This window comes from Mycolicibacterium septicum DSM 44393, assembly GCF_000455325.1.
Lineage (GTDB): Bacteria > Actinomycetota > Actinomycetes > Mycobacteriales > Mycobacteriaceae > Mycobacterium > Mycobacterium septicum.
Map to the genome: position 1 here is coordinate 282,860 of NZ_HG322951.1, position 24,844 is coordinate 307,703.

Annotated in this window: 21 protein-coding genes and 1 pseudogene; 15 read left to right on the forward strand and 7 right to left on the reverse strand. The window is 67.8% G+C overall.

From position 1 onward, the window contains the following. Positions 1-28: 28 nt before the first annotated feature. The 3 genes and pseudogenes from TX88_RS33040 to TX88_RS01410 form a co-directional block, all read left to right on the forward strand. A pseudogene (locus tag TX88_RS33040) lies at positions 29-874 on the forward strand (helix-turn-helix domain-containing protein); the annotation flags it as partial. A gap of 121 nt (positions 875-995) precedes the next feature. Then, complete coding sequence (locus tag TX88_RS01405; protein WP_084621955.1) at positions 996-2,216, forward strand: esterase family protein; 1,221 nt, start codon at positions 996-998, stop codon at positions 2,214-2,216. Between the two features lie 101 nt (positions 2,217-2,317). Beyond that, positions 2,318-2,734 carry a cupin domain-containing protein gene (locus TX88_RS01410; RefSeq protein WP_044514084.1) on the forward strand — a complete coding sequence of 139 codons (417 nt, stop codon included), beginning with the start codon at positions 2,318-2,320 and terminating at the stop codon, positions 2,732-2,734. Here the strand turns inward: TX88_RS01410 and TX88_RS01415 are convergent. Beyond that, on the reverse strand, positions 2,710-3,846 hold the full coding sequence (locus TX88_RS01415) for an FAD-dependent oxidoreductase (RefSeq protein ID WP_044514086.1): 1,137 nt from the start codon (positions 3,844-3,846) through the stop codon (positions 2,710-2,712). The genes TX88_RS01410 and TX88_RS01415 overlap by 25 nt on opposite strands. Positions 3,847-3,905: 59 nt before the next feature. Here TX88_RS01415 and TX88_RS01420 point away from each other — a divergent pair, with 59 nt between their 5' ends. Genes TX88_RS01420 through TX88_RS01435 form a run of 4 tightly spaced genes read left to right on the forward strand, consistent with a single transcriptional unit; the run spans position 3,906 to position 8,060 of the window. After that, complete coding sequence (locus tag TX88_RS01420) at positions 3,906-5,108, forward strand: acyl-CoA dehydrogenase family protein (RefSeq protein ID WP_044514089.1); 1,203 nt, start codon at positions 3,906-3,908, stop codon at positions 5,106-5,108. Next, a complete protein-coding gene (locus tag TX88_RS01425) occupies positions 5,071-6,261 on the forward strand; it encodes an acyl-CoA dehydrogenase family protein (protein ID WP_084621755.1) in 1,191 nt (396 codons plus the stop codon). Before TX88_RS01420 ends, TX88_RS01425 begins: the two co-directional genes overlap by 38 nt. Positions 6,262-6,309: 48 nt before the next feature. Next, positions 6,310-7,158: an alpha/beta fold hydrolase gene (locus tag TX88_RS01430; protein WP_044514092.1), complete on the forward strand. Its 849-nt coding sequence runs from the start codon at positions 6,310-6,312 to the stop codon at positions 7,156-7,158. Further along, positions 7,155-8,060 carry a fumarylacetoacetate hydrolase family protein gene (locus tag TX88_RS01435; RefSeq protein WP_044518985.1) on the forward strand — a complete coding sequence of 302 codons (906 nt, stop codon included), beginning with the start codon at positions 7,155-7,157 and terminating at the stop codon, positions 8,058-8,060. The genes TX88_RS01430 and TX88_RS01435 overlap by 4 nt, the downstream gene beginning before the upstream one ends. Here the strand turns inward: TX88_RS01435 and hrpA are convergent, their stop codons facing one another. Then, positions 8,061-11,957 (reverse strand): ATP-dependent RNA helicase HrpA, encoded by a 3,897-nt coding sequence (hrpA, locus tag TX88_RS01440; RefSeq protein ID WP_044514094.1) that lies wholly within the window; start codon positions 11,955-11,957, stop codon positions 8,061-8,063. Positions 11,958-12,096: 139 nt separating this feature from the next. On the opposite strand from hrpA, the gene TX88_RS01445 reads away from it, so the two are divergent. Both TX88_RS01445 and TX88_RS01450 read left to right on the forward strand, forming a co-directional pair. Beyond that, complete coding sequence (locus TX88_RS01445) at positions 12,097-13,929, forward strand: acyl-CoA dehydrogenase (protein WP_044518986.1); 1,833 nt, start codon at positions 12,097-12,099, stop codon at positions 13,927-13,929. A 24-nt stretch (positions 13,930-13,953) separates the two neighbouring features. Beyond that, a complete protein-coding gene (locus TX88_RS01450; protein WP_044514097.1) occupies positions 13,954-14,664 on the forward strand; it encodes a fumarylacetoacetate hydrolase family protein in 711 nt (236 codons plus the stop codon). Here the strand turns inward: TX88_RS01450 and TX88_RS01455 are convergent. After that, positions 14,630-15,460: an IclR family transcriptional regulator gene (locus TX88_RS01455; protein WP_044514099.1), complete on the reverse strand. Its 831-nt coding sequence runs from the start codon at positions 15,458-15,460 to the stop codon at positions 14,630-14,632. The two genes, TX88_RS01450 and TX88_RS01455, sit on opposite strands and share 35 nt — an antisense overlap. Before the next feature lie 117 nt (positions 15,461-15,577). On the opposite strand from TX88_RS01455, the gene TX88_RS01460 reads away from it, so the two are divergent. The 3 genes from TX88_RS01460 to TX88_RS01470 are packed head-to-tail and all read left to right on the forward strand — an operon-like array spanning position 15,578 to position 17,857. Then, positions 15,578-16,630, forward strand: a complete 1,053-nt coding sequence (locus tag TX88_RS01460) for an alcohol dehydrogenase catalytic domain-containing protein (RefSeq protein ID WP_044514102.1) — start codon at positions 15,578-15,580, stop codon at positions 16,628-16,630. After that, positions 16,627-17,031 (forward strand): nuclear transport factor 2 family protein, encoded by a 405-nt coding sequence (locus TX88_RS01465; RefSeq protein WP_044514105.1) that lies wholly within the window; start codon positions 16,627-16,629, stop codon positions 17,029-17,031. Before TX88_RS01460 ends, TX88_RS01465 begins: the two co-directional genes overlap by 4 nt. Positions 17,032-17,041: 10 nt before the next feature. After that, positions 17,042-17,857 (forward strand): SDR family NAD(P)-dependent oxidoreductase, encoded by an 816-nt coding sequence (locus TX88_RS01470; RefSeq protein ID WP_044514107.1) that lies wholly within the window; start codon positions 17,042-17,044, stop codon positions 17,855-17,857. Between the two features lie 25 nt (positions 17,858-17,882). On the opposite strand, the gene TX88_RS01475 is transcribed toward TX88_RS01470, so the two are convergent. From TX88_RS01475 to TX88_RS01485, 3 genes are read right to left on the reverse strand one after another with little or no spacing between them, the layout of a single operon-like run. Beyond that, positions 17,883-18,584: an anti-sigma factor gene (locus TX88_RS01475; RefSeq protein ID WP_044514110.1), complete on the reverse strand. Its 702-nt coding sequence runs from the start codon at positions 18,582-18,584 to the stop codon at positions 17,883-17,885. Beyond that, on the reverse strand, positions 18,581-19,144 hold the full coding sequence (gene sigK, locus TX88_RS01480) for an ECF RNA polymerase sigma factor SigK (protein ID WP_044514112.1): 564 nt from the start codon (positions 19,142-19,144) through the stop codon (positions 18,581-18,583). The genes TX88_RS01475 and sigK overlap by 4 nt, the downstream gene beginning before the upstream one ends. Before the next feature lie 43 nt (positions 19,145-19,187). After that, positions 19,188-20,060, reverse strand: a complete 873-nt coding sequence (locus TX88_RS01485) for a cyclopropane mycolic acid synthase family methyltransferase (protein WP_044514115.1) — start codon at positions 20,058-20,060, stop codon at positions 19,188-19,190. 240 nt (positions 20,061-20,300) lie between these two features. Here TX88_RS01485 and TX88_RS01490 point away from each other — a divergent pair, with 240 nt between their 5' ends. The 3 genes from TX88_RS01490 (at position 20,301) to TX88_RS01500 (ending at position 23,811) form a co-directional block, all read left to right on the forward strand. Beyond that, a complete protein-coding gene (locus TX88_RS01490; protein ID WP_244438313.1) occupies positions 20,301-21,200 on the forward strand; it encodes a metal-dependent hydrolase in 900 nt (299 codons plus the stop codon). A gap of 133 nt (positions 21,201-21,333) precedes the next feature. Further along, a complete protein-coding gene (locus tag TX88_RS01495; RefSeq protein ID WP_244438315.1) occupies positions 21,334-22,359 on the forward strand; it encodes a PDR/VanB family oxidoreductase in 1,026 nt (341 codons plus the stop codon). Positions 22,360-22,371: 12 nt separating this feature from the next. Then, on the forward strand, positions 22,372-23,811 hold the full coding sequence (locus tag TX88_RS01500; protein WP_044514119.1) for an FAD-dependent oxidoreductase: 1,440 nt from the start codon (positions 22,372-22,374) through the stop codon (positions 23,809-23,811). Here the strand turns inward: TX88_RS01500 and TX88_RS01505 are convergent. Beyond that, positions 23,787-24,695 carry a mycobacterial-type methylenetetrahydrofolate reductase gene (locus tag TX88_RS01505; RefSeq protein WP_110917867.1) on the reverse strand — a complete coding sequence of 303 codons (909 nt, stop codon included), beginning with the start codon at positions 24,693-24,695 and terminating at the stop codon, positions 23,787-23,789. The two genes, TX88_RS01500 and TX88_RS01505, sit on opposite strands and share 25 nt — an antisense overlap. Positions 24,696-24,844: the final 149 nt, after the last annotated feature.

Sequence of the window (24,844 nt, forward strand, 5' to 3'; positions counted from 1 at the left end):
TGGGCGAATCAGGATTATCTTTGGTGTGATGTCCGACGTGTCCCGCCTGGTCCGCCACCGCGATGGCGTCCCCGTCTACCGGTACTGGACCGACCGTGACGCCCCGCCGGTTTCGGTGACAAGGGGCCGGCGCGCCGACCTCCCCGAACACCGTCCGCACATCCACGACTTCCCGGTGCTCTGGTACGTGGCGACCGACGCGGTGGTCTACGTGGTGGCAGCGGGCGAGGTGATCGACCCTCGTCCGCTGACCACCGAGTCCGACGGGATCGGCGTGTACTTCGACCCCGCCGCGCTGGGCTACGACACCGGCTCGCCATGGCCCACCTGGCAGGCCCACCCGCTGCTGTTCCCGTTCATCCACGGGAAGTCCGGTGGACTACTGCAATTGCACATCCCCACCGATCGACAGCCGCTGTGGGAGAGCACGATCCGATCGATCGAGGCGGAGCTCACCGGCCGGCGGGAGGGCTATCGTCAGGCCGCGCTGGCTCATCTGACCCTGTTGCTCATCGACCTGGCGCGTCTCGCCGACGACGTGGTCGGCGACCTGCGGCGCAGTGGAGAGCCGTTGCTGGCCGAGGTGTTCGCAGCGATCGACCGCAGGTTGTCGGAGCCGCTGTCGTTGCGCGATGTCGCCGACGAGGTCGGAATGACAGCGGGTCATCTCACCACGTTGGTCCGCCGGCGGACCGGGCGCACGGTCGGCGAGTGGATCAACGAGCGCCGGATGAGTCGGGCTCGTGCCCTGCTCAGCGATACCGACCTCTCGGTGGCCGAGGTCGCCGCGCGGGTGGGCATGGCAGACCCGGGGTACTTCAGCCGTCAGTTCCGACGGGCGCACGGCCGGTCACCGCGCGAGTGGCGCCGATCCGGGCCTCCGGCATCGGAACCGAATCACCTTGATAACGGAGGGGTTACGCCAGGCGCGGCCCCGGTAGGCGCTACTCAGGCGTTGTTAGCGTGCCGGTGTGAGACTGAGAATGTTCGGTCGGATGTCCCGGCGCGTGGCGGCCGCGACGATGGCAGGGTTGATGTTGCCGGCACTGGTGATGGCCGGACCGGCACCGACCGCTGCGGCGTATTCGCGCGACGGGCTGCCGGTGGAACGCCTGCAGGTGCCGTCCGCCGCAATGGGCCGCGACATCACGGTGCAGTTCCAGGGCGGTGGTCCGCACGCGCTGTACCTGCTCGACGGGTTGCGCGCCCAGGACGACGACAACGGCTGGGACATCAACACCGCCGCGTTCGAGTGGTTCTACCAGTCGGGCATCTCGGTCGTCATGCCGGTGGGCGGGCAGTCCAGCTTCTACAGCGACTGGTACCGGCCTGCGGCCGGCAGCGCGGGCACCACCACCTACAAGTGGGAAACCTTTCTGACCCAGGAACTCCCGGCCTACCTGGCCGCCAAGCGCGACGTGGCGCCTACCGGCAACGCCGTCGTCGGACTGTCGATGTCCGGCGGAGCGGCGCTGACCCTGGCCATCTGGCATCCCGCCCAGTTCATCTTCGCCGGGGCACTGTCCGGGTTCTTGAATCCGTCACAGGGCCTGTGGCCCACCATGATCGGCTTCGCGATGAAGGATGCCGGCGGCTACAACTCGACCGACATGTGGGGCATCTCCAACGATCCCGCCTGGCGCCGCAACGACCCGATGGTCAACATCAACCGGCTGGTGGCCAACAACACCGCGATCTGGGTGTACTGCGGCAACGGCGTTCCCTCCGAACTCGACGGTTCCGGCGGCAACTTCGGCACGCTGTACAGCGCGCAGTTCCTGGAGAACATCACCATCAACTCCAACAAGGAGTTCCAGCAGAAGTACGTGGCCGCTGGCGGGCGCAACGCGAAGTTCGACTTCCCGTCGAACGGCACCCACAACTGGAACTACTGGGGATCGCAGCTGCAGCAGATGAAGCCCGACCTGCTGCGGGTGCTCAGCCAGAACGCGGCAGCGGCGGCTGCCCCGCCGGCACCAGCGGCTCCGGCACCAGGAGTGCCCGGACAGGTCGCGCCGGTGCCCGGTCAGGTCCCCGGAGTGGCAGCAGCCCCAGCTACACCAGCGGTTCCTGGCGTGGCCGGAGTACCCGGCCAGGTGCCCGGAGTGGCCGGGGTGCCCCGAGTAGCGGGGGTGCCAGGTGTGGTTCCGGCGCCGGCTGCTCCCGCTCCGGTATATCCCGGCCTGCAGACGGTGCCCGTCGCGCTGCCGCGGTAGCGATCGCGTACGTAACGCCAGAGAGAGTCATCACTGATGCTGATGACTTTCATCAAAAAGCATCGTTGGACTCGATGGACTGAGGCGAGTGTCATGGAGGCATGACACGCACACGCCTCGCCCTGGCCGCCTTCGCCTTGACCACCGCCGCGACCGGCGCTCTGATCACCGCGCCGGCCGCGCTCGCCGATGACCCGACCGCGGGTGTGTCGCGCACCGAGCTTCAGCGTTCCGCGGCTCCCACGCCGGGATTCGAGATCGTCCAGACCAGATTCGAGATCCCGGTCGGCAAGGAGTCGGGCCGCCACAGTCATCCGGGGCCGGAAGTGGGCTACATCGTCCAGGGAGACGTGGACATGGTGTTCGATGACCGGCCGACCCAGCACCTGCATTCGGGAGACCCGTTCCTCATCCCGCCCGGCGTCGTCCACAACGCACACAACGTCGGCACCGTGCGGACCCTGATGCTGTCCACCTACGTGGTGCCGGTCGATCAGCCGTTGGTGACCATGTACTGATCGTCGGACCGCACGCCACGGTAGATGCCGCGGCGGACGATCCACGGCTGCAGCACCCGTTCGATGGACCAGGACGGGAATCGGAACGCAAACCCGTTGGGTGCGAACACTTCCAGCCCGTCCGGCAGCACACCCAGTACCGATCCCCAGCGACTGGCCGGCGGACGGTAACCGCGCATGCGGCCGCCGGTGAAGTAGGCACTCACGTTCCGGGCGAGCAGTCCGTCGGCCCGGTTGCGCGCCGAGGAGCGCAGCGGGTCGGTGGCCGCGACATCGCCGACGGCGAACACGTCGTCGTGCCCGGGCACCCGCAGTTCCGGTGTCACCCGCACGAACCCGCGCTCGTCGAGGACGTCGGCGGGCAGCCAGGCCGTGTTGGGCCGCACCCGGCCGATGGCCCACAGCACGGCATCGGCCTGCACCGGCGCCTGGCCGCCGCTGAAGTGAACGGGTTCGGACGTGATGGCCGCGCAGTCGAAACCTTCGGGCACCACTGCCCGGTGTCCGGGGTGCAGCGTCACGCCCGCGGCCGCCAACCTGTCTTCGACCCGCTTGCGGGCCCGCCAATGATGCTGTGGCAGAGGGTGTTCGCCCGGGTAGTACAGGCCGACCCTGGTATCCGGCCACCGGACGGCGATGTTGGCCGCGCTGCTGGCCGCCGCTGCCCCGCCGCCGATGACGGCGACCGACCCTGCCGAACCCAACCGCTCGTGCGCGGTCCGCAGCCCGGAATCGACATCCCCCACGGACTGCAGAACGGCTTGTCGCCAGAAGCCGTTGGTGACACCGGTGGAGATGACCAGCGCGTCATAGGGTTCCACCCGCTCGTTCCCGTCGGCCTCACGCACGCTGACCGTGCGGGCCGAGAAGTCGGCGCTGGTGAGCGTGCCGTGCACGGTACGGACGCGATCGAGTTCGCGGAACCGGTCGAAGCCGATCCAGTAATTGCGTGCCCAGTCATCGGGTCGGGCCAGCCGCGTGCCGAGCTCCTGACCGCTGACCAGTCCGGGGTTCACCGAGATGCCGACGACGTCGAACCGGCGTGCCAACCGGATCGCGGTGAGCACGCCGGTGTCACCGAGCCCGGCGATCACCACGCGCTTTCGGTCCATGACCGGTGACGCTACCGCCCGCGCGCGGGCCGCTGAATCCCTTTCCCTATCGTGGCTGGATGAGCAGCGTCGCTGATGCGGACCGGGTCGCCGACCTCGCCCGCCGGGTCGTGGCCGACCACGACCCCAAGAAAGTCCCGATCCCCGAGTACCTGGCCGCCTGTTACGACGCGGGCCTGTCCTGGGTGCACTTCCCCGAGGGCCTCGGCGGTCTCGGGGTGTCGCGCGGTCTGCAGGCCGTGGCCGACCGCATCCTGCAGGGCGCCGGCGGCCCCATACCGCTGGGCCTCAATCCGATGGGCTACGGCATGGCCGCCCCGACGGTGCGCGAACACGCTCAGTCCGAGGAGCTCAAGAAGTCCTGGCTGCGCCCGCTGGCGAGCACCGAACACATCTGGTGCCAGCTGTTCTCCGAGCCGGGCGCAGGATCGGACCTGGCCGGGCTGGCCACGTCCGCGGTCCGCGACGGTGACGAGTGGGTGCTGAACGGCCAGAAGGTGTGGACCAGCCTGGCGCACCGGGCACGCTGGGGTCTGCTGCTGGCCCGCTCGAATCCCGATGTGGCCAAACACAAAGGCCTCACCTACTTCGTCCTGGATATGCACGGGCCGGGCGTCGAGACCAGGCCGCTGCGGCAGATGACCGGCCAGGCCGAGTTCAACGAGGTGTACATCACCGACGCCCGCATTCCCGACGCTCATCGGCTCGGGGAGGTCGGCAACGGCTGGAACGTGGCGATGACGACGCTGATGAACGAGCGCAGCGCGCTCGGCGGCAGCGGCAACCGTCGCGGCGCCGGGACCATCTCGGATGCCGTGGCGCTGTGGGCATCACGCCCGGATCTGCGGACTCCGGTGCTGCGGGATCGGCTGACCCAGCTCTGGCTGCGCTCCGAGGCCCAGCGCCTGACCGCCGAGCGGTCGCGTGCGGCCGCCACCGTCGGCGGGCCGGGTCCCGAAGGCTCGATCGGAAAGCTCGTCGGCGCCGAGCTCAACCAGCACATCTACCAGTGGTGCATGGATCTTCTTGGGCCCGAAGGGATCCTGTATCACGGGTACGGGACGGGCGACCGGGACGAAGATGAGAAGAGCACCGACTGGCGCGGCCCCATCCAGCAGCGTTTTCTGCGCAGCAAGGCCAACACCATCGAAGGCGGCACGTCAGAGGTGATGCGCAACATTCTCGGCGAACGGATCCTCGGGTTGCCCGGCGATCTGCGGGCCGATGCCGGTATGCCGTGGAAGGAGATCCCGCGTGGCTGATTCTGAGTTCACGTTCACCGACGAACAGGCCCAGCTGCGGACGGCGGTCCGCAAGTTCTGTGCCGAGAACTTCGACGAGCAGACCGTGCGGGGCCTGATGGAGTCCGAACCCCGGTTCGATCCGTCGGTGTGGGCGCGGTTGGGTGCCGAGCTCGGCGTGCTCGGCCTGGCGGTTCCCGAGGCCGACGGCGGAGCCGGCGGCACACTCGTCGACCAGGCCATCGCGGTCGAGGAACTCGGCGCGGCATTGGCCTGCGGTCCGGTGTTCGGCACCGTGTTGCTGTCGATCCCGGCGCTGGTCGCCTCCTCGGCAGGTCCGGTGCGCGACGAACTCCTCGGCACACTCGCCGAAGGCACCCGCACGGCGGCGTTCGCGGTCCCGGATCGGGCGGGCGCCTTCGATCCCGCCGCGGTGAATGTGAGTGTCGCCGAGGACGGGACACTCACCGGCACGGTCGAACGCGTCGTGGACGGCGACGCGGCAGATGTGTTGCTGGTGGCCGCCACGGGACCCGACGGCGTGGCTCTGTACTCGGTCGAGGCGACGGGCCCTGGCGTGCAGCGGAACCCGCTGACCACGCTCGACCTCACCCGGCCGCAGGCCACCGTCGTCTTGACCGCGGCCCCCGCGCAACTGGTGGCCGGCAGCGGCGAGGCCGACCGCGTCATCACCCACGCATTCCAGGTGGCCTCCACACTGCTGGCCGCCGAACAGGTCGGTGCCGCACAGCATCTGCTGGATCTGTCCGTGGAATACGCGAAATCGAGACTGCAGTTCGGCAGGCAGATCGGCTCCTTCCAGGCTGTCAAGCATCGGCTGGCGGACTGCCTGGTGGATCTCGAGCACGCCCGGTCGGCGACCTATCACGCGGCGTGGGCACTGACCGACGGCACCGACGACCCGGCGCTGGCGGCCAGCATCGCCCAGGCCACCGCGTCGGCGGCGTTCGCAAAGGTTGCTGCCGACACCATCCAGGTGCACGGGGGGATCGGATTCACCTGGGAACACCAGGCGCATCTGTACTTCAAGCGAGCCACCACCGATGCCGCGCTGCTGGGCAGTGCGGAGGCCCACCGGTCGCGGGTGGCCGAACTGGTTCTCGACGACGTGGAAGCCGAGCGCGCGCCGTGGGTGGCGACGGGTACGCAATGATCGGTTGAAAACGCGCGGCAGGCGTTGCGCGACCGTAAAATCCCGCTGATGGACAGCGCTGCCGAACACCGCACGCTGGCTGTCGACGGGGTGCGGTCGCCGGTGCTTGTTGCCGGTCCGTCAGGCCCGGACCGGCAACAAGCATCAGAAGCAGTGGTGTTCGTGCACGGCAACAACGCCGGGGCCAGGTGGGACCGGTTGCTGACGCCGGTCGCCGGTTTCGCGCGGGTGATCGCCCCGGAGATGCCTGGTTTCGGCGCGGCCGACAAGCCGGCCCAGTGGCCGTACACGGTGGCTGCCTACGCGGCACACCTCGACGCGATCCTGGACCAACTCGGTGTCGAACGCGCGCATCTGGTCGCCCATGACTTCGGCGGGCCCTGGGCACTCGCGTGGGCCGTCGACCATCTCGACTCGGTCGCCAGCATCACGTTGATCAACGCCCCGGTGGTGATCAACCACTTCGCTGCCAAGCTGTGGCGGACACCCGTGCTGGCCGAGGCACTGTCGCGGGTCGGCAACCCGGCCGTTCTACGTCGCGTGCTCGCGATGCGGGACCCGGGGCTGCCGCCCGATGCGCTGGAATCGATCGCCGAGCACATGTTCGCCCGTGGCACACCCGATGCGGTGGTGAAGCTGTACCGGTCCACCGGTCCGAATGCCCTTGCCCCGTATGTCGATCGGCTCGCCGATTACGGAGGCGACGTCCTGGTGGTGTGGGGTGCCGATGACCGCTATGTGCCGTTCGCACAAACCGACGAGTACCGCCGGATCTTCCGGAACTGTGAGGTCCAGCCGGTGCCCGGGACCGGCCACTGGCCCTGGCTCGAACAACCCGATGTGGTGGCCGGGCATGTCACCGCGTTCCTGCGCAGGCAACTCGGATGTGCCCGGTGAAGCTGCGTCGTATCCGCACGGCCACCGGACTGGGTGTGGAAGCGCTTGATTCCGATGGCAATTGGACTGCGCACTCCGACATCGCGCCGCTCGGCGGCCGGGTGTTCGACGACGCGTGGCTCGCGGCCTCGGCCGAACGTCAGCTGCAGCACAGCGACCATCTGCTGCCGTTCCAGCCGCTGTCGTTCCGGGACTTCATGCTCTACGAGCAGCACAACATCGACGCCGCTCGCGGACTGATCCGGCGCTTCCATCCCGGCCTGTACCGGGTGACGTCGCTGTACGAACGCGTCACCGGCCGCCCGGTGCCGCAGTTCAAACCCAAGCCGCTGTTCTACCGGCAGCCGATCTACTACATGTCCAACGCGCAGACCTTCGTGCCGACCGGCACGCCGGTTGCGATACCGGACTATTCGCAGGCGCTCGACTTCGAACTGGAGATCGGATTCGTCCTCGCCGCACCGTTGTTCAATGCGACACCCGAGGAAGCGGCCGGGGCGATCGGCGCGTTCGTCGTGCTCAATGACTTCAGCGCCCGCGATGTGCAGCGTCCGGAGATGCTCAGCGGCTTCGGGCCGCAGAAGTCCAAACATTTCGCCAGTTCGATGTCGGACACCGCAGTTACCGCCGATGAGATCCTGCCCCGGGTCGGCGCCCTCACCGGTTCCGTCGCCCTCAACGGGGCGGTGGTCAGCACGGTCAGCAGCGCCGGGATGCAGCACAGCCTGGGTGAGGTGCTGGCGCACGCGTCACGCAGTGAACCGCTCTATCCCGGTGAACTTTTCGGCACCGGGACACTTCCCGGGGGAAGCGGCATGGAGACGGGTCACTGGCTGCGCCCCGGGGACACCCTCACCCTGACCCTGGACGACATCGGCCGCATCGAACACACCATCGCCTGACTACTTGATGACGGCGTCGATCGCCTTGTAGATGCGCTGCTCGCTGACCGGCCGTGGGGTGCCGAGCTGCTGGGCCCACAGACTGACCCGCAGTTCCTCGATCTGCCATGCGATGTCACGGATGTCAGCGGCTGCCGCCCGGCCCGGCGAAAGCGCCTGGACGAGTTCGTCATAGGCATCCTCGACGGCATGCACCCGCGACATCCGCTCCCGATCGGCGGCGAGTGCCTGCGGCAACCGCTCCAACCGCCGGGTGATCGCGGTGACGTATCGGGTCAGGTCGTTCAGCCGCGCAATGCCGGTCGCTGTGACGAAACCCTTGGGCAACAGGCGATCCAGTTGCGATCGGACATCGGCGACCGCATCGGCCTGGGCGGGCGACGGCTTGTCGGGCAGCGCGACCTGCGCTTCGTGCACGGCGGCCAGCACCTTCTCGACCCGGGTCACCCCGGCTTGCGTGGTGGGGCCGAGTTCCTTGCCGGCCCGGGCCAGAATGCCGGCGAACTCGGCCTTCGTCCACACCGGCTTGGGAACCAGCACGTCGGCGGCCGCATCGGCGCAATCGTCGAGCAGCGCCGCCAGCGTGCCGTCGGGATTGGCGTTGAGCGCAAGCCGGGTCCGGGTGCTCAGGCCTCGTTCGATCGCCTTGACCGGCGACGGCGCGGTCAGCCGCAGCAGCCGGCGAAGACCGGGGCGCATGGCCGCGGACTGGTCGGCCGGATTCGCCAACACCTTGATGTCGACGGCCTTTCCGGTATCCACGAAGGCCGGGTATCCGCGGACGGTGTGCCCGCCACTGACGTTCTCCACCGTGCGCGGCAGCTCGTCGAGGTCCTCGGGCCAGGCCCGCAACCCGGTGCGTTCCAGGTCGCCGCCCAGCGCCTCGGCCACAGCCTGGGCGACGGGCACGGCCAACTGCTCGCGCAGCGCGTCGATGTTCTTGCCGCGGGCCACCTCTTTGCCGTCGGCCGATTCCACGGCGAAGGTCATCCGCAGATGGTCCGGTATCTTGCCGAGGTCGAACGCGTCGATCGGCACCAGAATGCCGCTGCGCCTGCGCAGTTCGCGCTGGATCTCGTCCAGCAGTGACCCCGCGGACGGATCGATGTCACCCAGGATGGCCCGCGCGGTGTCGGGAGCCGGGACGAAGTTACGCCGTAGATCCTTCGGCAGTGACTTGATCAGTGCGGTGACCAGTTCCTCCCGCAAAGCCGGTACCTGCCAGGCGAAGCCGTCACCACCGAGCCGGGCCAGCACGCCGACCGGCACGTGCACGGTGACGCCGTCGTCGGCGGCCCCCGGCTCGAACCGGTAGGTCAGCGGCAGTTCGAGATCGCCGGTCTGCCAGGTGTCGGGGTTGTCCGCACCGTCCTCGGACCGCAGCAGATCGTCGCGGGTGAAGGTCAGCAGGTCAGGTGTCTTGTGCCGCTGCTTCTTCCACCACGCGTCGAAGTGACGGGCGGAGACGATGTCGGCCGGGATGCGGGCGTCGTAGAGCGCGTAGATGTCGTCGTCGCCGACCAGCAGGTCACGCCGACGGGCCCGTTCCTCGATCTCCTCGAGTTCGGCCCGCAGCCGGGCGTTGTCGCGGAAGAAGTGGTGCCGGGTCTGCCAGTCCCCCTCCACCAGGGCATGCCGGATGAACAACTCCCGGCACAGCTCCGGATCGATCTCGGTGTATCCGATCTTCCGGCGCGGAACCAGAGGCAGCCCGTAGAGCGTGACCCGCTCGAACGCCACCACCGCGCCCCGCCTGGCCTCCCAGTGCGGCTCGCTGTAGTTGCGTTGCACCAGATGTCCGGCCACCCGCTCGATCGCCTCGGGTTCGACCTTGGCGGCGATGCGGCCGAACAGCCGACTCGTCTCGACCAGATCGGCCACCACGATCCAGCGCGGCGGCTTCTTCGTCAGCACCGAGCCCGGCGCGAGCACGAACTTGGAGTTGCGCGCGCCCGCGTAGTCACGAGACTCCCCTTCCCGCAGCCCGACGTGGGACAGCAGGCCGGCGGTCAGTGCGGCGTGGATGGCCGCCGGCTCGGCAGGCTCGTCACTCTCGCGGATCCCGATGTCGCGGGCGATACTGCGCAGCTGGCCGGTCAGGTCCTGCCACTCCCGGATCCGCAGGTAGTGCAGGAACTCCTCCCGGCACATCCGCCGGAACGCACTGCCGGAACGCTGGTTTCGCTGCTCCCGCAGGTAGTTCCACAGGTTGAGGTACGAGATGAAATCCGAATGCTCATCGGCGAAGCGCGCGTGCTTCTGCCGCGCCGCGTCCTCCCGGTCGGTCGGGCGCTCGCGCGGATCGGGGATCGACAGCGCGGCCGCCAGCACCAGCACCTCACGCACGCAGCCCTCGGTGTCGGCCTGCAGGATCATCCGCCCGACGCGCGGGTCCAGCGGCAGCCGGGCCAGGCGCCGTCCGACGTCGGTCAGCGCGCCCTGCGTGTCGAACGCGCCGAGTTCCTGCAGCAACTGCACCCCGTCACGGATGCTGCGGGCGTCCGGCGGGTCCAGGAAGGGGAATTCCGCGATCTCGCCGAGCTGCAGGGCGGCCATCTGCAGGATGACCGCGGCCAGGTTGGTCCGCAGGATCTCCGGATCGGTGTAGCGGGGCCGGGATTCGAAATCCTGCTCCGAGTACAGCCGGATGCAGACGCCGGGAGCGGTTCGCCCGGAGCGGCCCGCCCGCTGGGCAGCCGACGCCTGGGAAATCGGCTCGATCGGCAGGCGCTGCACCTTCGTGCGACGGCTGTAGCGGGAGATGCGCGCGGTGCCGGGGTCGACGACGTAGCGGATGCCCGGAACGGTGAGTGAGGTCTCGGCCACGTTGGTGGCCAGCACGATTCGCCGGCCGGTGCGGCTGGGCTGGAACACCTTCTGCTGATCGGCGGTGGGCAGCCGGGCATACAGCGGCAGCACCTCGGTGTTCCGCAGGTCCTTCAGTGCTTCCGCGGTGTCCCGGATTTCGCGTTCACCGGACAGGAACACCAGCACGTCACCGGGCGGTTCGGCTTCCAGTTCACGGACCGCGTCGACGATGGCCTCGGTCGGATCCCTCACCTCGGTGCGCACGATCTCGTGATCGGGATCGTCGGGATCCTCGGAGTCGTCGTCTGCGCCGCTGACAGTGACTTCCAGGGGCCGGTACCGGATCTCGACGGGATAGGTCCGCCCCGACACCTCGACGATCGGAGCATCGTTGAAGTGTGCCGCGAACCGTTCCGGCTCGATGGTGGCCGAGGTGACGATGACCTTGAGGTCGGGGCGGCGGGGCAACAGCTCACGCAGATAGCCGAGCAGGAAGTCGATGTTGAGGCTGCGCTCGTGTGCCTCGTCGAGAATCAGCGTGTCGTAGCGCAGCAGGCGGCGGTCTCTTTGAATCTCGGCGAGCAGAATGCCGTCGGTCATCAGCTTGATCAGGGTCGAATCGCTGGCCTGGTCGGTGAAGCGCACGGTGTAGCCGACTGCGTCGCCCAGCGGGGTGCCGAGTTCGTCGGCGATGCGCTGCGCGACCGTGCGCGCCGCGAGCCGCCGGGGTTGGGTGTGGCCGATGGTGCCACGGATCCCGCGACCGAGGTCCAGGCAGATCTTGGGCAGCTGCGTGGTCTTGCCCGAGCCCGTCGCACCGGCGACCACCACCACCTGGTTCTCGCTGATGGCTTTGGCCAGCTCATCGCGGTGCTGGCTGACGGGCAGGTCGGGATAGGTGATGGCCGGGACGGCGGCCTGACGGGTGAGCACGAGGGCTTCCGCTGCCGCGACCTGCTCGGCGATCTTCGCGATCTGGGCCGGCTCGGTGCCGCGGAGATTGCGCAGGCGCCGGCGCAACCGGTCGGCGTCGCGGATGGTCAGGTCGTCGAGACGGGAGCGCAGCTCGGCGACTGACGGTTCGGACACTCGGTCAAGGATAGGGGCTGGAATCAAATGTGATGTAGCTCACATCCCACGCGGAGCTGGCAACCTCCGGTTCCGTAGCCGTAGGTTGCTGCAACCTACGCTTGCGTACCCCATCGGGCCTCGGTGACGCTTGCCCATCGTGGCTCACTACATCGCCAATGTCCGCGATATCGAATTCAATCTCTTCCAGGTTCTCGGCTTGGGTCCGGTCCTCGACTCGGGCGCCTTCGGTGACCTCGACACAGAGACCGCACAGACCATGCTCGACGAGGTCGCCCGCTTTGCCGAAGGCGTCGTCGCAGAGTCGTTCGCCGATGCCGACCGGAATCCGCCCGAGTTCGATCCGGCCACCCACGAGATCACAGTGCCCGGCCCGCTGGCCAAGACCGTGCAGGCCGTCAAGGACGCCGAGTGGTGGCGCATCGGGATCGCCGAGAACGCAGGCGGGACACCGGCGCCCGCGTCGCTGGTGTGGGCCATCCAGGAAATGATCATGTGCGCCAATCCGTCGGCGATGTTCTTCTACGGGCTCGGCCCGGCGATGGCGCACACTCTGGCCGAGGTCGGCACCGAGCAGCAGCAGCGCTGGGCTCGTATCAGCATGGACAAGGGCTGGGCCGGCACCATGGTGCTGACCGAGCCCGATGCCGGATCCGATGTGGGCGCCGGGCGCACGAAGGCCATCGCGCTGCCCGACGGCACCTGGCACATCGATGGCGTGAAACGCTTCATCTCCGGTGGCGAGGTCGGGGACACCGCCGAGAACGTCTTCCACCTCGTGCTGGCCCGTCCCGAGGGCGCCGGTCCCGGCACCAAGGGGCTGAGCCTGTTCTATGTCCCGAAGTTCCACTTCGACCCGGAGACCCTCGAACTCGGGGAGCGCAACGGTGTGTTCGTCACCGGACTCGAGCACAAGATGGGTATCAAGTCGTCGCCGACGTGCGAAGTCACCTTCGGCGCGCACGGCACCCCGGCCGTCGGTTATCTCGTCGGCGACGTGCACAACGGGATCGCGCAGATGTTCCGCGTGATCGAGAACGCCCGCATGACCGTGGGGGTGAAGTCCGCGGGCACCCTGTCGACGGGCTACCTCAACGCCTTGGCGTACGCCAAGGACCGCATCCAGGGCTCGGACATGCTCAAGATGACCGACAAGACCGCACCGCGGGTCGCGATCATCGAGCATCCCGACGTGCGGCGCAGCCTGCTCACCCAGAAGGCCTACGCCGAGGGCCTGCGGTCGGTGTACCTGTACACCGCCGCGCACCAGGATTCTGTGGTGGCGCAACATGTCTCGGGCGCCGATGCCGGCTTGGCGCACCGCGTCAACGATCTGCTGCTGCCGATCGTGAAGGGCGTCGGCTCCGAGAAGGCCTACGAGATCCTGACCGAATCGCTGCAGACCCTCGGCGGGTCCGGATACCTGCAGGACTACCCGATCGAGCAGTACATCCGCGACGCCAAGATCGATTCGCTCTACGAGGGCACCACCGCCATCCAGGCGCTGGACTTCTTCTTCCGCAAGATCGTCCGCGATCAGGGTGGGGCGCTGGCCCACGTCGCGGCCCAGATCTCGGCGACGATCGAGGCCAACACCGATGGTCTTCAACCCGAGATCGCACGCCTGACCACTGCGCTGGCCGATGTGCAGTCGATGGCGGCCACGCTCACCGGCTACCTGATGGCCGCTCAGGAACAGCCCGAGCAGCTGTACAAGGTCGGCCTCGGCTCGGTGCGGTTCCTGCTGGCGGTGGGCGATCTGCTCATCGGCTGGCGCCTGCTGGTCGGCGCGCAGGCCGCCCAGACCGCGCTGGCCGGGCAGGCCGCCGACCGCGACCGGCCGTTCTACGAAGGCAAGATCGCGGTGGCGAAGTTCTTCGCGCACAACATGTTGCCGCTGCTGACGGCTGTTCGCGAGGTGGTCGAGTCGGTCGACGACGAGGTCATGCGACTGGACAACGACGCGTTCTGACGCCGGCCGGGGAAGATGGTTCCCATGGCCGACTTCGTGATCCCACTCCCACCGCAGGCGTCGCTCCCGGTGAGCACCGGGCCCGAGCGCTTCCCGGTGCGGCGGGTGTTCTGCGTCGGACGCAATTACGCGGCCCACGCGCGGGAGATGGGCAAGGACCCCGACCGGGAGCCGCCGTTCTTCTTCATGAAGCCGGCCGACGCCGTGATCGATGCGGCGGGCACCGTCCCCTATCCGTCGCTGACCTCGTCGTTCCACCACGAGATCGAACTCGTGGTGGCACTGGGTGCCGGTGGCCGCGACGTGGCACCGGAGGACGCGCTGGGCCTGGTCTGGGGCTACGGTGTCGGCGTCGACCTGACCCGGCGCGACCTGCAGGACGAGGCCAAGAAACTCAGCCGGCCCTGGGATTGGGCCAAGGGCTTCGACGCATCCGCCCCGTGCACCCCGATCCATCCCGTCGACGAAGTCGGTCACCCCGACAGCGGCGAGATCTGGCTGCGGGTCAACGGCGAACTCAAGCAGCACGGTGACCTCAAGGACCTGATCTGGTCGGTGCCGGAGGTCATCAGCGCAATCTCGGCTGCCGTCGATCTCGCGCCCGGCGACCTGATCTACAGCGGAACCCCCGCCGGCGTCGGTCCGATGCAACCCGGCGATGTGGTGTCCGGCGGTGTCGACGGGGTTGCGGAGTTCAGCTTCACGGTCGGCTCAGCCGATCGGCCGCCCGCCTGACCCGCTGTCCAGCGGCGTCCACCTGGCGTGCGGTCATGGGTCGCAGCGGGTGTACCGACAGGATCAGCGCGACCCGGCCGTGAGCGTCGAACACCGGTGCGGCGATCGTGGCCACCGGCTGCGACTTGCCCGCCGCGGCTCCGGCCGGGGCCAGGCCGATGGTGGTGAACTCGGCGAGCAGTTGATCGGTGATGCCGCGGACGTGGTCGGGCAGTCCGTCACTCGGCAGCGAGCCGACCATCTGCGCCGCCCGGGTCAGCTCCGGCGTCGTCCAGTCGACGTCGAAACCCCGCTCCCGGGTCTGGGCCAGAACCTCGATGAGCCGTTCGGTGAGAGCATCGCCCGTCGTGGGCGCCCGGTCGATCCAGGCCCGCTGCTGCGCAGGCGAGTCCCAGGCCGCGAAGGCGACGCCGAACGGCGGTGCGTACCGGATCCGATCGCCCGGCGTGCCCGCGGGCCGTGGCCCCGCGCCTTCGAAGGCGGTGATCACCAGCTCCTCCGCGGCCCGCTCGACCACCGAGGCGGCATAGCCGAGCTGCTGTGAAAGTTCCTGCGCGGCAAGGCGGGCCGCATGTGCCAGCGGGCGCACGGCCTCGGTTCGGGCGGCCACCACGGCCAGGCCCGGTCCGATGGCGAACGTCTTGTCCACGGGATCACGGATCAGCCAGCCCCGGTCGCACAGGGTCTTGAGGATCGCGTGCGCGGTGGCCTGCGTCAGGTCCAGCGCGCTGACCACGTCGGAGAACCGCAACCGCGCATCGCCGGCGCTCGCCAGCAACTCGATCACGTCGAGCACCCGGCTTGTCGGCGCCGAGCCCGCACCACGCACCCTTGACTCCCCTCTGGACGGTTCCTACAGTCGGTCTTGTTAATTCGAGAGACTATCTCGATTATTCGAGAAATGGTAGGTGACATGCGCGCAGTCGTCCTCCGGGCCGGTCAACTCCGGGTGCGTGAGATCGCCGATCCCGCACCAGGTCCGGGCGAGCTCCTGCTGCGGGTGCGCAGTACCGCGATCTGCGCGTCCGATGTCCACTTCATGGACCACCCGGAACTCGGGCTCAATGATCCGACCGGCCGATCGCTGTACGACACCGCGCAGGACGTGGTGCTCGGCCACGAGTTCGTCGGCGAGGTCATCGGCCACGGTCCCGGCTGCGGCGACCAGTTCCCCGTGGGCACCCGGGTCACCTCGATCCCCATCAAACTGATCAACGGCGGCGCGGACGGCGCACACATCATCGGCCAGCACCCTGATTCGCCGGGAAGTTTCGCCGAGTTGGTGGTGGTCACCGAAGGGATCGCCCGCGCCGTCACAGGCGACGCCTCCGACGATGCCGTCGCGCTCACCGACGCCTTCGCGGTCGGCGAGTTCTACGTCCGCAGCGCTCGACTCGAACCCGGCGAGGTCCCCATAGTGATCGGTGCCGGCGCGATCGGGCTGTCCGCAGTGGCGGCGCTGGCCCGCCGCGGTGTCGAACCGATCATCGTCTCGGACTACCAGGCGGATCGACGCGCACTGGCCTGCAAGGAGTTCGGCGCACACATCGCCGTCGACCCGGCCGAACGCTCACCGATGGAGGCCTGGCGCGAGGTGCGCGCCGAACGCAACCTGTGGGGCGCGGCCGTGGTGTTCGAATGCGTCGGCGCGTCGGGACTGATCCAGAGGATCGTCGAGGAATCCGACATGGGCACCCGCATCTACTGCGCCGGCGGCTGGTACACCGGCGACACCCTCGACATCACGACCGCCACCCGCCAGGGCGTGACCCTGCAGTTCGGCGGCGGGCCGTGGCCGCAGGACTGGTACGGGACGCTGGGCGCCATCGTCGCCGGAGACCTGGACCCGACACCCAGCATCGGCATGGTGGTGCCGCTCGACGAGGTTCCCGACGCCCTCGACCTGGCCCGCCGGTCGGCAGGGCCGGCCCGAATCATTGTGCATCCGAACGGAGATCACGCATGACCTACCACGAAGACCGCCTGGACATCGTCGACGTGCTGGTCCGCTACGCGACCGGTATCGACCGGCGGGACTGGCCGTTGTTCCGGACCGTGTTCACCGACGACTGCGTGCTGGACTACGGCGAGATCGGGCAGTGGAACGGGGTGGACGCGGTCACCGAGTTCATGGATCGATCCCACGCGATGGCCGGGCACACCATGCACCGGCTGAGCAACCACACCATCGCCGTCGATGGCGATTCGGCAACGGCGCGGACCTACATCGACGGGCTGATCATGGCGCAGGACAACAACTCCGGCGTCAACGCCATCGGTTTCTACGACGACGAGCTGGTGCGTACCGCCGACGGCTGGCGCATCGCACGGCGACAGTTCACCCCGGTCCGAGTCACAGCTGTCTAGGGAGACGTCAATGGAATTCGCGGACAAGTACGGGCCGTGGGCACTCGTGGCCGGGGCCTCCGACGGGGTCGGCTCGGCGATGGCCGAAGAGCTGGCCCGGCGCGGCCTCAACGTGGCACTGCTGGCCCGGCGCCAGGCCGTCCTGGATGACGTCGCGGCAGGTATCGCGGCCCGCACCGGGGCGCGAACCCGCACGCTGGCAATCGATCTGGCCGCACCCGGGGCCGCCGACGCGGTGATCTCGGCGACCGCGGATCTGGACATCGGCTTCCTGGTGTACTGCGCGGGTGCCGATCCCAAGTTCGCACCGTTCTTGTCCGGGCCGCTCTCGGACGCCGAATCGCTGGTGCAGCGCAACTGCATGGTGCCGATGCAGCTGTGCCACCACTACGCACAGCCCATGGTGGATCGGGGCCGCGGCGGCATCATCATGTTCGGGTCGGGCGCCGGATTCGCCGGCGGCCCGAACATGGTGGCCTACGGTGCGAGCAAGGCGTTCGACATGGTGTTCGCCGAGGCGTTGTGGACCGAACTGCACGACAAAGGCGTCGATGTGCTGGGGCTGATCCTCGGCAAGACCGACACCCCCGCACTGCGCAGGCTCGAGCACGAACGAGGCCAGATCGAGTCCACAGACCTCGCCCCATCAGGGGCAGCCGCCGTCGACGATGTGGTGGCGGCCGCGTTCGCCAACCTCACCGACGGACCGACATGCCTGGTGGGCGCCGAAACCCAGGCCGCCGCACAACTGATGGCCGCGGTTCCACGCAACGACGCCGTGCGGTTCATCGCGCAGGCGGTCACCGCGGCGATGGGTCAGGGCTGACCGGCCCGCCGGTAGCGGACGCCGGTCACTCCAGCGGCAGCTGGGCGAATATCTCCCCTGTCGGTTGTTCGGAACCCGTGCCCGGTTCGACCGTGAACGCGAGGGTGTTCGCGGCGCCGAGGTCACGGACGACGTCGGTCGTCGACGGGCCGACGGCGGCAGCCCCCAATACGCCCGCCGACCGCGGCTTTCCGTCATCGAGTAACCACATCTGGTACACGGTGTCGGCTGCGGGTGGGTTGACCCTGCTCAAGAAGAGCACCGCGGTATCACGCTCGCGGGAGTAGACGACCGTAGCCGTACCGCCGGCCGGAACGACCGTGCTGACCGACCGTACGTCCGTGGCGTCGAGCACCTGCTCGGCCGCCGACGGCGGCGGTGACGGTGGCCGCAGGGCGACGCCTGCACCGAATCCCACACCGGCGATGACTACTGCTGCCGCGGCCGCGACTGCGGCTGTGCGCCAACGATTTCGACGCAGCACCGGCACCTCGATGGCGGACAGGATCCGCTCCCGCAGAGCCGGGGGTGGCTCGACGGCGGTGAGATTGGACAACACGGCCATCATTTCCCGTATGGCGCGCAGCTCGTCGTTGAACGCTGCGGATACCTCGGCAGGCGCAGCGTCGACCCTGCGGTCGATTTCCATGCGCTCGCCGTCTGAGACGGCGTCCAGTGCATAGAGCGCCGCCAACTCGAGCAGTTCGGATTCCGCCGGTCCGGTCATGCCGTCCCCATACAGCGGCGGAGGTTCCGCAGCCCATTCCGAATTCGTGATTTCACCGTGGCGAGGTTGACGGCGATCCGCTCGGACACCTGCGGGTAGGTCAGGCCGCGGTAGTAGGCCAGCTCGATGCATCGCCGCTGAACATCGGACAGTCCGTCCAGGCAATCGACGACTTGGCGGTGTTCTTCGGACAACGTGGCCCGCTCGACCACGACGTCGACCGGCGGTTCGCCCGAGGTCGCCGCGTACCTGGAGTCACGGCGATGGGCGGCCTCCTCGGACCGGACCCGATCCACTGCACGTCGGTGCGCGAGTGTGACCAGCCATGCCATCGCCGATCCCATCGTGGGGTCGAACGACGCCGCGTTGCGCCAGACCTGCAGGTAGATCTCTTGCGTGGTTTCCTCGCTGTAACCCGGATCTCGGAGGATCTGGCTGACCAGCCCGAAAACCCTTGCGCGGGTACTGTCATAGAACATCGCGAATGCCGCGGCGTCTTGCCGGGCCACCCGCCTCAGCACGTTGTCCAGATCGCCGTCCGGCCGCCCTGGATCGGCCATCAGATGCGCCGGTATCGGTCAGTGGGTAGTGGCATTCGATCGTTCACCGTGCTCCCGACTTCTCCAGGGTGAACTGGATGACGTCGACCTGGCGCTTGCGGAACAAGTTCGCGCAGCCGGTCAGGTACTTCATGTAGCGCTGGTAGACGTCCTCGGACTGGATATCCACGGCCTGCTGACGATTGGACTCCAGCGCTGCCGCCCAGAAGTCCAACGTTGTCGCATAGTGCCGTTGCAGTGACTGCTCGCGGGTCAACCCGAAGCCTTGTTCGGTTGCCCGCTGCTCCACCATGGGCGCAGAGGGCAGCTGTCCGCCGGGGAAGATCTCCGTCAGGATGAACTTGATGAAGCGGGCGAGTTCGAATGTGATCGGCACGCCCAACCGGCGGGCATCGTTCGGATGCAGCCCGCAGATCGTGTGAAGCAACATCACCCCGTCGGCCGGCAGCGCCTGGTAGGCCATTTGGAAGAACGCCGGATACCGCTGATGACCGAAGTGCTCGAACGCTCCGATCGAGACGATGCGATCGACCGGCTCGTCGAACTCCTCCCAACCTGCCAACATCACGCGCCTGCGTCGTGGGCTGTCCATCGCATCGAACGTCGCCTGCACGTGTGCGGCCTGATTTTTCGACAACGTCAACCCGACAACGTCGACGTCGTAGCGTTCGATCGCCCGCCGCATCGTGGCTCCCCAGCCACAGCCGACGTCGAGCAACGTCATTCCGGGTTCGAGTCGAAGCTTGCCGAGGGCCAGGTCGATCTTGGCCAGCTGCGCTTCCTCCAACGTCATCTCGTCACGTTCGAAGTAGGCGCAGCTGTATGTCTGTGTCGGGTCCAGGAACAGGCGAAAGAAGTCGTCGGACAGGTCGTAGTGGGCCTGCACGTCCGCAAAGTGCGGCATCAAACTGGGCATTTGTCGAGTCCACCTTTCTGACAGGTGCGGGTGAACGCGCCGGTTCATCACGTCCGCTCAAGTAATTCGGAGCCGACACCCTCGCGGATCACTCCGACTGTTGCCGAGGTTCCAGGAGGCGGATTTTCGCTTCAGGGCACATCCGCCACGCCCGCCGCTCCGAATACCGATTGAGGGGCGGCGATGGATGCCGTCCCCCAACGAGTGGGGGCAGTGATGGCATCTGTATGCCGCACGGGAGTGATTTCAAACCATGGCGTCGCGGACCAGTTCACCCCCGAGGAAGTGGCCCTGCGCCCAAGACATGTTCAGTTCGATTGGGAGACCGCGCCTTTGCACTGGATTCCGGCGGATCCTTACGGCTCGCATGTCGTGACGGCGCTCAATCTGTTTCTGCCGGTCGCCGAACGATGGTTCAGCAATTTGCTGTCCAGTGCTTTGGAGTACGTGCGCGACGAGCGCCTGCGGGAGGAGATCATCGGCTTCATCGGCCAGGAAACGGTGCACGCCAAGACTCATGACGACGTTCTTGTCGAGTATGTGCGGCGGCACGGGATCGATCCGGAGCCCTTTTGTCGCCAACTGGAGTGGGTCGCTGACCAGTTCGACCGGCGAATGCCCGAGGACACCGGACCGGGTCGGCGTAGAGCGCTGGCCTCGGGGACCCATGCGCTTTGCGCCGCAGAGCATTTCACCGGCGTATTGGGCCACTGGGCGCTCAACAACTCCTGGGACGACATGGACGTCGATCCGATGTTGTGCGACCTCTACCGGTGGCATGGCGCCGAGGAGGTGGAGCACCGCCATGTGTCCTACAACGTCGCCCGGTACTTCGGCATGGATTTCGTCGCGCAGACCATATCGGGTGTCCTGGTCAGCGTCGCGTTCTTCACGCTGCTGCTGAGGGCCACGAAGTTCCTCGTCCACGAGGATCCGGCGCTACCGAATCCGGGGTACCTGCGCATCCTGTGGAAGCTGCGCGCCTCCGGCAAGCGCGGAACCATCCCGACTGCGGGCTTCATGATGCGCTCGGGGCTGCGGTTCCTCAGGCGTGACTACAACCCGGCCGACGAGGGCATCACCGCGCAAGCGGTGGCATATCTGGCCACTTCGCCGGCGGGACGCGCGGCCCATGCCTGAGGCGGACGACGCTCGCGTGCGCCGCTTACCCCGGCCGGTACGGCGGCTGCTCAGACCGTATTCCGGTGAACCTCCGCCAGGGCTGTACCGAACTTCTCGCCCCGATGTCACCATCCGATTGGCGGGGGCAGCCGTGTCCCACTTCGTATCCGTGGTGACGCATCTGGGCGGGGATCGGGACCTTCCCGAGCTCGGCTACGGCATCAACCGCCGAGCCATGCTGGTCGTGGATCGACGCACTGTCGCGCGCGACGACACCGTCGTCGAACTCGTGCTGGAGGCCCGCGACAGTACGCCGCTGCCTGGCTGGCACCCGGGCGCACACATAGACCTTCACCTGCCCTCCGGGCGCACACGCCAGTACTCCCTGTGCGGGGATCCCGCCCGCACCCGGGAGTATCGAATCGCCGTGCGCCGGATCCCCTGGGGCGGTGGCGGTTCGGTGGAAGTCCATGGGCTCGAGGTGGGCGAGACCGTCCGGATCAGCGATCCGCGCAACGGATTCATGATGCCCGTGCCCGGTTCGGCGTCGCGGGCCGAAAAGCTCCACTTCATTGCGGGCGGTATCGGCATCGCGGCGATCCTGCCGATGGTCCGGCTCGCCGAGCGCCTCGATGTGCCGTGGTCCTTGTCCTACATCGGCCGACAACGGGACAGTCTGCCGTTCCTGGATGAGCTGCCGGTCTGGGGCGACAAGGTACGGGTGTACACCAGTGCCGAACATGGTCGACCCGGCACCGCAGAACTGCTCGACGGGGTGGATGAGAAGACGGCGGTCTACGTCTGCGGTCCGCCGCCGATGCTGGCCGCGGTGCGCCGGACCCTGCCCGTCGGTTCGGGCATGGAATTGCATGCTGAGCAGTTCGCACCGCCACCGGTTGTCGCCGGGACTCCGTTCGAGATCAGGCTGGCGCGCAGCGCCAGGAGTGTGTGGGTCGGCGCGCACCAGAGCGCCTTGGCTGCCTTGCGGGCTGTCGTGCCTGACATGGGCTTCTCGTGTCAACGGGGGTTCTGCGGAGCCTGCGTTCAGCGGGTGCTCACCGGCGATGTAGAGCACCGAGACGCCGTCCTGACCGATCGACAACGCCGGTCGGGGCAGATGCTCGTCTGCGTCTCCCGAGCCGGATCCGAATCCGGGCCGCTGGTCCTGGACCTGTAGGAGGACATTTTGGTGAACAAGAGTGCGGAGACGTTCCCGGCCCATCGCAACTCAGGTGCGACCCACGCCGTGGTCATCGGAGCCAGCATCGCGGGTCTGTGCGCGGCCGCTGTGCTGTCGAACCACTTCGACCGCGTCACCCTGTACGAACGCGACGCGCTGCCCGACGGGCCCGCCAACCGCAGTGCCATACCGCAGGGCCAGCACGTTCATCTGCTGATGGCCCGCGGAGCGCAGGAACTGGAGGGAATCTTCCCCGGCCTGCTCGACGACATCGCCGGCGCAGGTGTTCCGGTGGTGCGCAACGAACCCGAATCCATCTACTTCGCGGCTGCCGGCCATGTCCTGGGTACCGGACAACGGTTGAACGACAGGTTCACCGCCTACGTGCCCAGCCGCGGACAACTCGAGTGGCAGATCCGTAAGCGCGTCACCGCCATGCCGTCGGTCGATGTGGTGCATCAAGGCGTCTCTCACCCGCAGTTCGACGAGGAGACCAACCGGGTCACCGGCATCACTCTCGACAACGGTGAACCAGTGCCCGCCGATCTCGTCGTCGACGCCTCCGGCCGCGGCAGTCGCCTTCCGGTGTGGTTGCGGGAGTGGGGATTCGAACCTCCGAGAGAGGACGCGGTACAGGTCGGGGTCACCTATGCGTCGCACCGGGTGCTGATTCGCAGCGGACTGCTTGCGGAGAAGATGGTGCTGGTCGGCGCGTCACGCGACCGGCCGTTGGGGATGGGGATGTTGTTCCACGAGGACGGCATCTGGACGGTGACGACGTTCGGGGTGGCCAAGACCGAACCCCCGCGCGACTTGGCCGGGATCTGCCGGCTGGCCGAAACCCTGGTGCCCGCGCATATCAGTTCAGCATTGAGAACGGGAGAACCGTTCGGAGACATGACGTTTCACCGATATCCGGCCAGCAGGTGGCGCCGCTACGACAAACTGTCAAGCCTTCCAAGCGGAATCGTGCCGTTCGGGGACGCTGTCGTCAGCCTCAATCCCACGTTCGGCCAGGGCGTCACCATGACGGCCATCCAAGCCGCCAATCTTCGCAAGGTGCTCGGCTCCGGAACCGGCGACCTCGCCGCGAACCTCGCGAAGGCCACGGCGCGCACCACGTATCCGGTCTGGCTGATGAACGCGGTAGCCGATCACGCCGAGCACGGCGCCCAGGGTGACCGGCCATGGTGGTACCGGCCGATGTACGGATTGTTCGATCAGTTTCTCGCCGCCGCCGAGGCCGATCCGGTGCTGGCCGAGTGGTTCCTCCGGCGCACCAGCCTGCTCGACAGCCTCTACCTCGCTCCGTCGCCCCGCCTGATCGGGCGCGCCGTCCGGAGCAACCTCCGGTACTGGCTGGCCGAGCGCTTTCACGGCGCGGTTCAGCCCCCGGGCGGCCGGCGCCACGATGGGCGCGCCGATCAGGCGCGGTCCGGCGCCCAGTAGGCGAGCATCTCGGCGAAGGTCTCGAAGGCCGGCTTCGACACCCCGTAGGCCGCCTCGAAGTGGATGCTCAGCGGGAAGCCGAGCTCGGCCACCCCGTCGATCACCCGCTTGTAGAGGTCGACCATCGCCGTGCGCTTGTCGGCCGGGTCGAGTTCGGCCAACCGGCTGACGAACTCCTGCTCGGCGGCCACGGCCTGATTGCCCGGGTCCTGGATGAGCCAGTTGATCAGACCGACCTTGGTCTCCATCTTCGGCACGAAACCGAAGGACAGCAGGATCTCGGGCCGGTGGTCGGTGGTCTCGGCGAACTCGGTCAGGTATTCGACGATGGCGTCGGAGTACAGCAGCTGGGTCATGCCGTACGTGGCGCCCTGCTCGCACTTGAAGTTGAACCTGCCCTGCTCGCCGTCACGGGTCGGGATCAGGATGGCGCCACGGTTGGGCACCAGCTCCTCGTAGATCGACAGGGCATCGGTAGGGGCGACGCCCTCACCTTCGCCGTCCTTCATGGTGCGGGGCACGCCGACGAAGGCGATGCCGTCGAAACCGGCCCCGCTGAGGTCGGTCAGGCGCTTGCCCAGCGACTCCTGATCCAGGAACGAGGTGACCTGCGTGCACAGGCCGCGCAGGCCCGGCAGCTCGGGGCGCAGGATGTTCCAGTAGTCCAGGACATCCATCCGCGGCTTCATCTCGATCGGACGGTCGTCGTCCTCGTCGATCATCCCGGGGATCATGACGTGCTGTATCCGGCCTTCGATGCCGGTTTCGGCAGCCAGGGCGAGCACTTTCCGCGCCTCGTCGACGGGGTACTGCACGCCGCGTTCCAGGTTCGGCGGGACGAGTTCCAGCGCGATGGTGTTCAGGGGCACGAACTTGCTCCACATCTGACGACATACCTACCCGGCGGGCGGGCCACATTGCCCGTCACGGGCCGATGCCCGCACTCCACCGGAGACTCCACATTACGGAGGCCTGCTGGCAGCCACACAGGTACCTCTCACATCTCATTCCGCGGGCAGCGTGAGATGCGCCG

Bases quoted from the DNA above. Each gene is read 5' to 3' on its own strand.
- TX88_RS01405 (WP_084621955.1), top strand. From the start codon at position 996: ATGTCCCGGCGCGTGGCGGCCGCGACGATGGCAGGGTTGATGTTGCCG.
- TX88_RS01410 (WP_044514084.1), top strand. From the start codon at position 2,318: ATGACACGCACACGCCTCGCCCTGGCCGCCTTCGCCTTGACCACCGCC.
- TX88_RS01415 (WP_044514086.1), bottom strand. From the start codon at position 3,846: ATGGACCGAAAGCGCGTGGTGATCGCCGGGCTCGGTGACACCGGCGTG.
- TX88_RS01420 (WP_044514089.1), top strand. From the start codon at position 3,906: ATGAGCAGCGTCGCTGATGCGGACCGGGTCGCCGACCTCGCCCGCCGG.
- TX88_RS01425 (WP_084621755.1), top strand. From the start codon at position 5,071: ATGCCGGTATGCCGTGGAAGGAGATCCCGCGTGGCTGATTCTGAGTTC.
- TX88_RS01430 (WP_044514092.1), top strand. From the start codon at position 6,310: ATGGACAGCGCTGCCGAACACCGCACGCTGGCTGTCGACGGGGTGCGG.
- TX88_RS01450 (WP_044514097.1), top strand. From the start codon at position 13,954: ATGGCCGACTTCGTGATCCCACTCCCACCGCAGGCGTCGCTCCCGGTG.
- TX88_RS01460 (WP_044514102.1), top strand. From the start codon at position 15,578: ATGCGCGCAGTCGTCCTCCGGGCCGGTCAACTCCGGGTGCGTGAGATC.
- TX88_RS01465 (WP_044514105.1), top strand. From the start codon at position 16,627: ATGACCTACCACGAAGACCGCCTGGACATCGTCGACGTGCTGGTCCGC.
- TX88_RS01470 (WP_044514107.1), top strand. From the start codon at position 17,042: ATGGAATTCGCGGACAAGTACGGGCCGTGGGCACTCGTGGCCGGGGCC.
- TX88_RS01475 (WP_044514110.1), bottom strand. From the start codon at position 18,584: ATGACCGGACCGGCGGAATCCGAACTGCTCGAGTTGGCGGCGCTCTAT.
- sigK (WP_044514112.1), bottom strand. From the start codon at position 19,144: ATGGCCGATCCAGGGCGGCCGGACGGCGATCTGGACAACGTGCTGAGG.
- TX88_RS01485 (WP_044514115.1), bottom strand. From the start codon at position 20,060: ATGCCCAGTTTGATGCCGCACTTTGCGGACGTGCAGGCCCACTACGAC.
- TX88_RS01505 (WP_110917867.1), bottom strand. From the start codon at position 24,695: ATGTGGAGCAAGTTCGTGCCCCTGAACACCATCGCGCTGGAACTCGTC.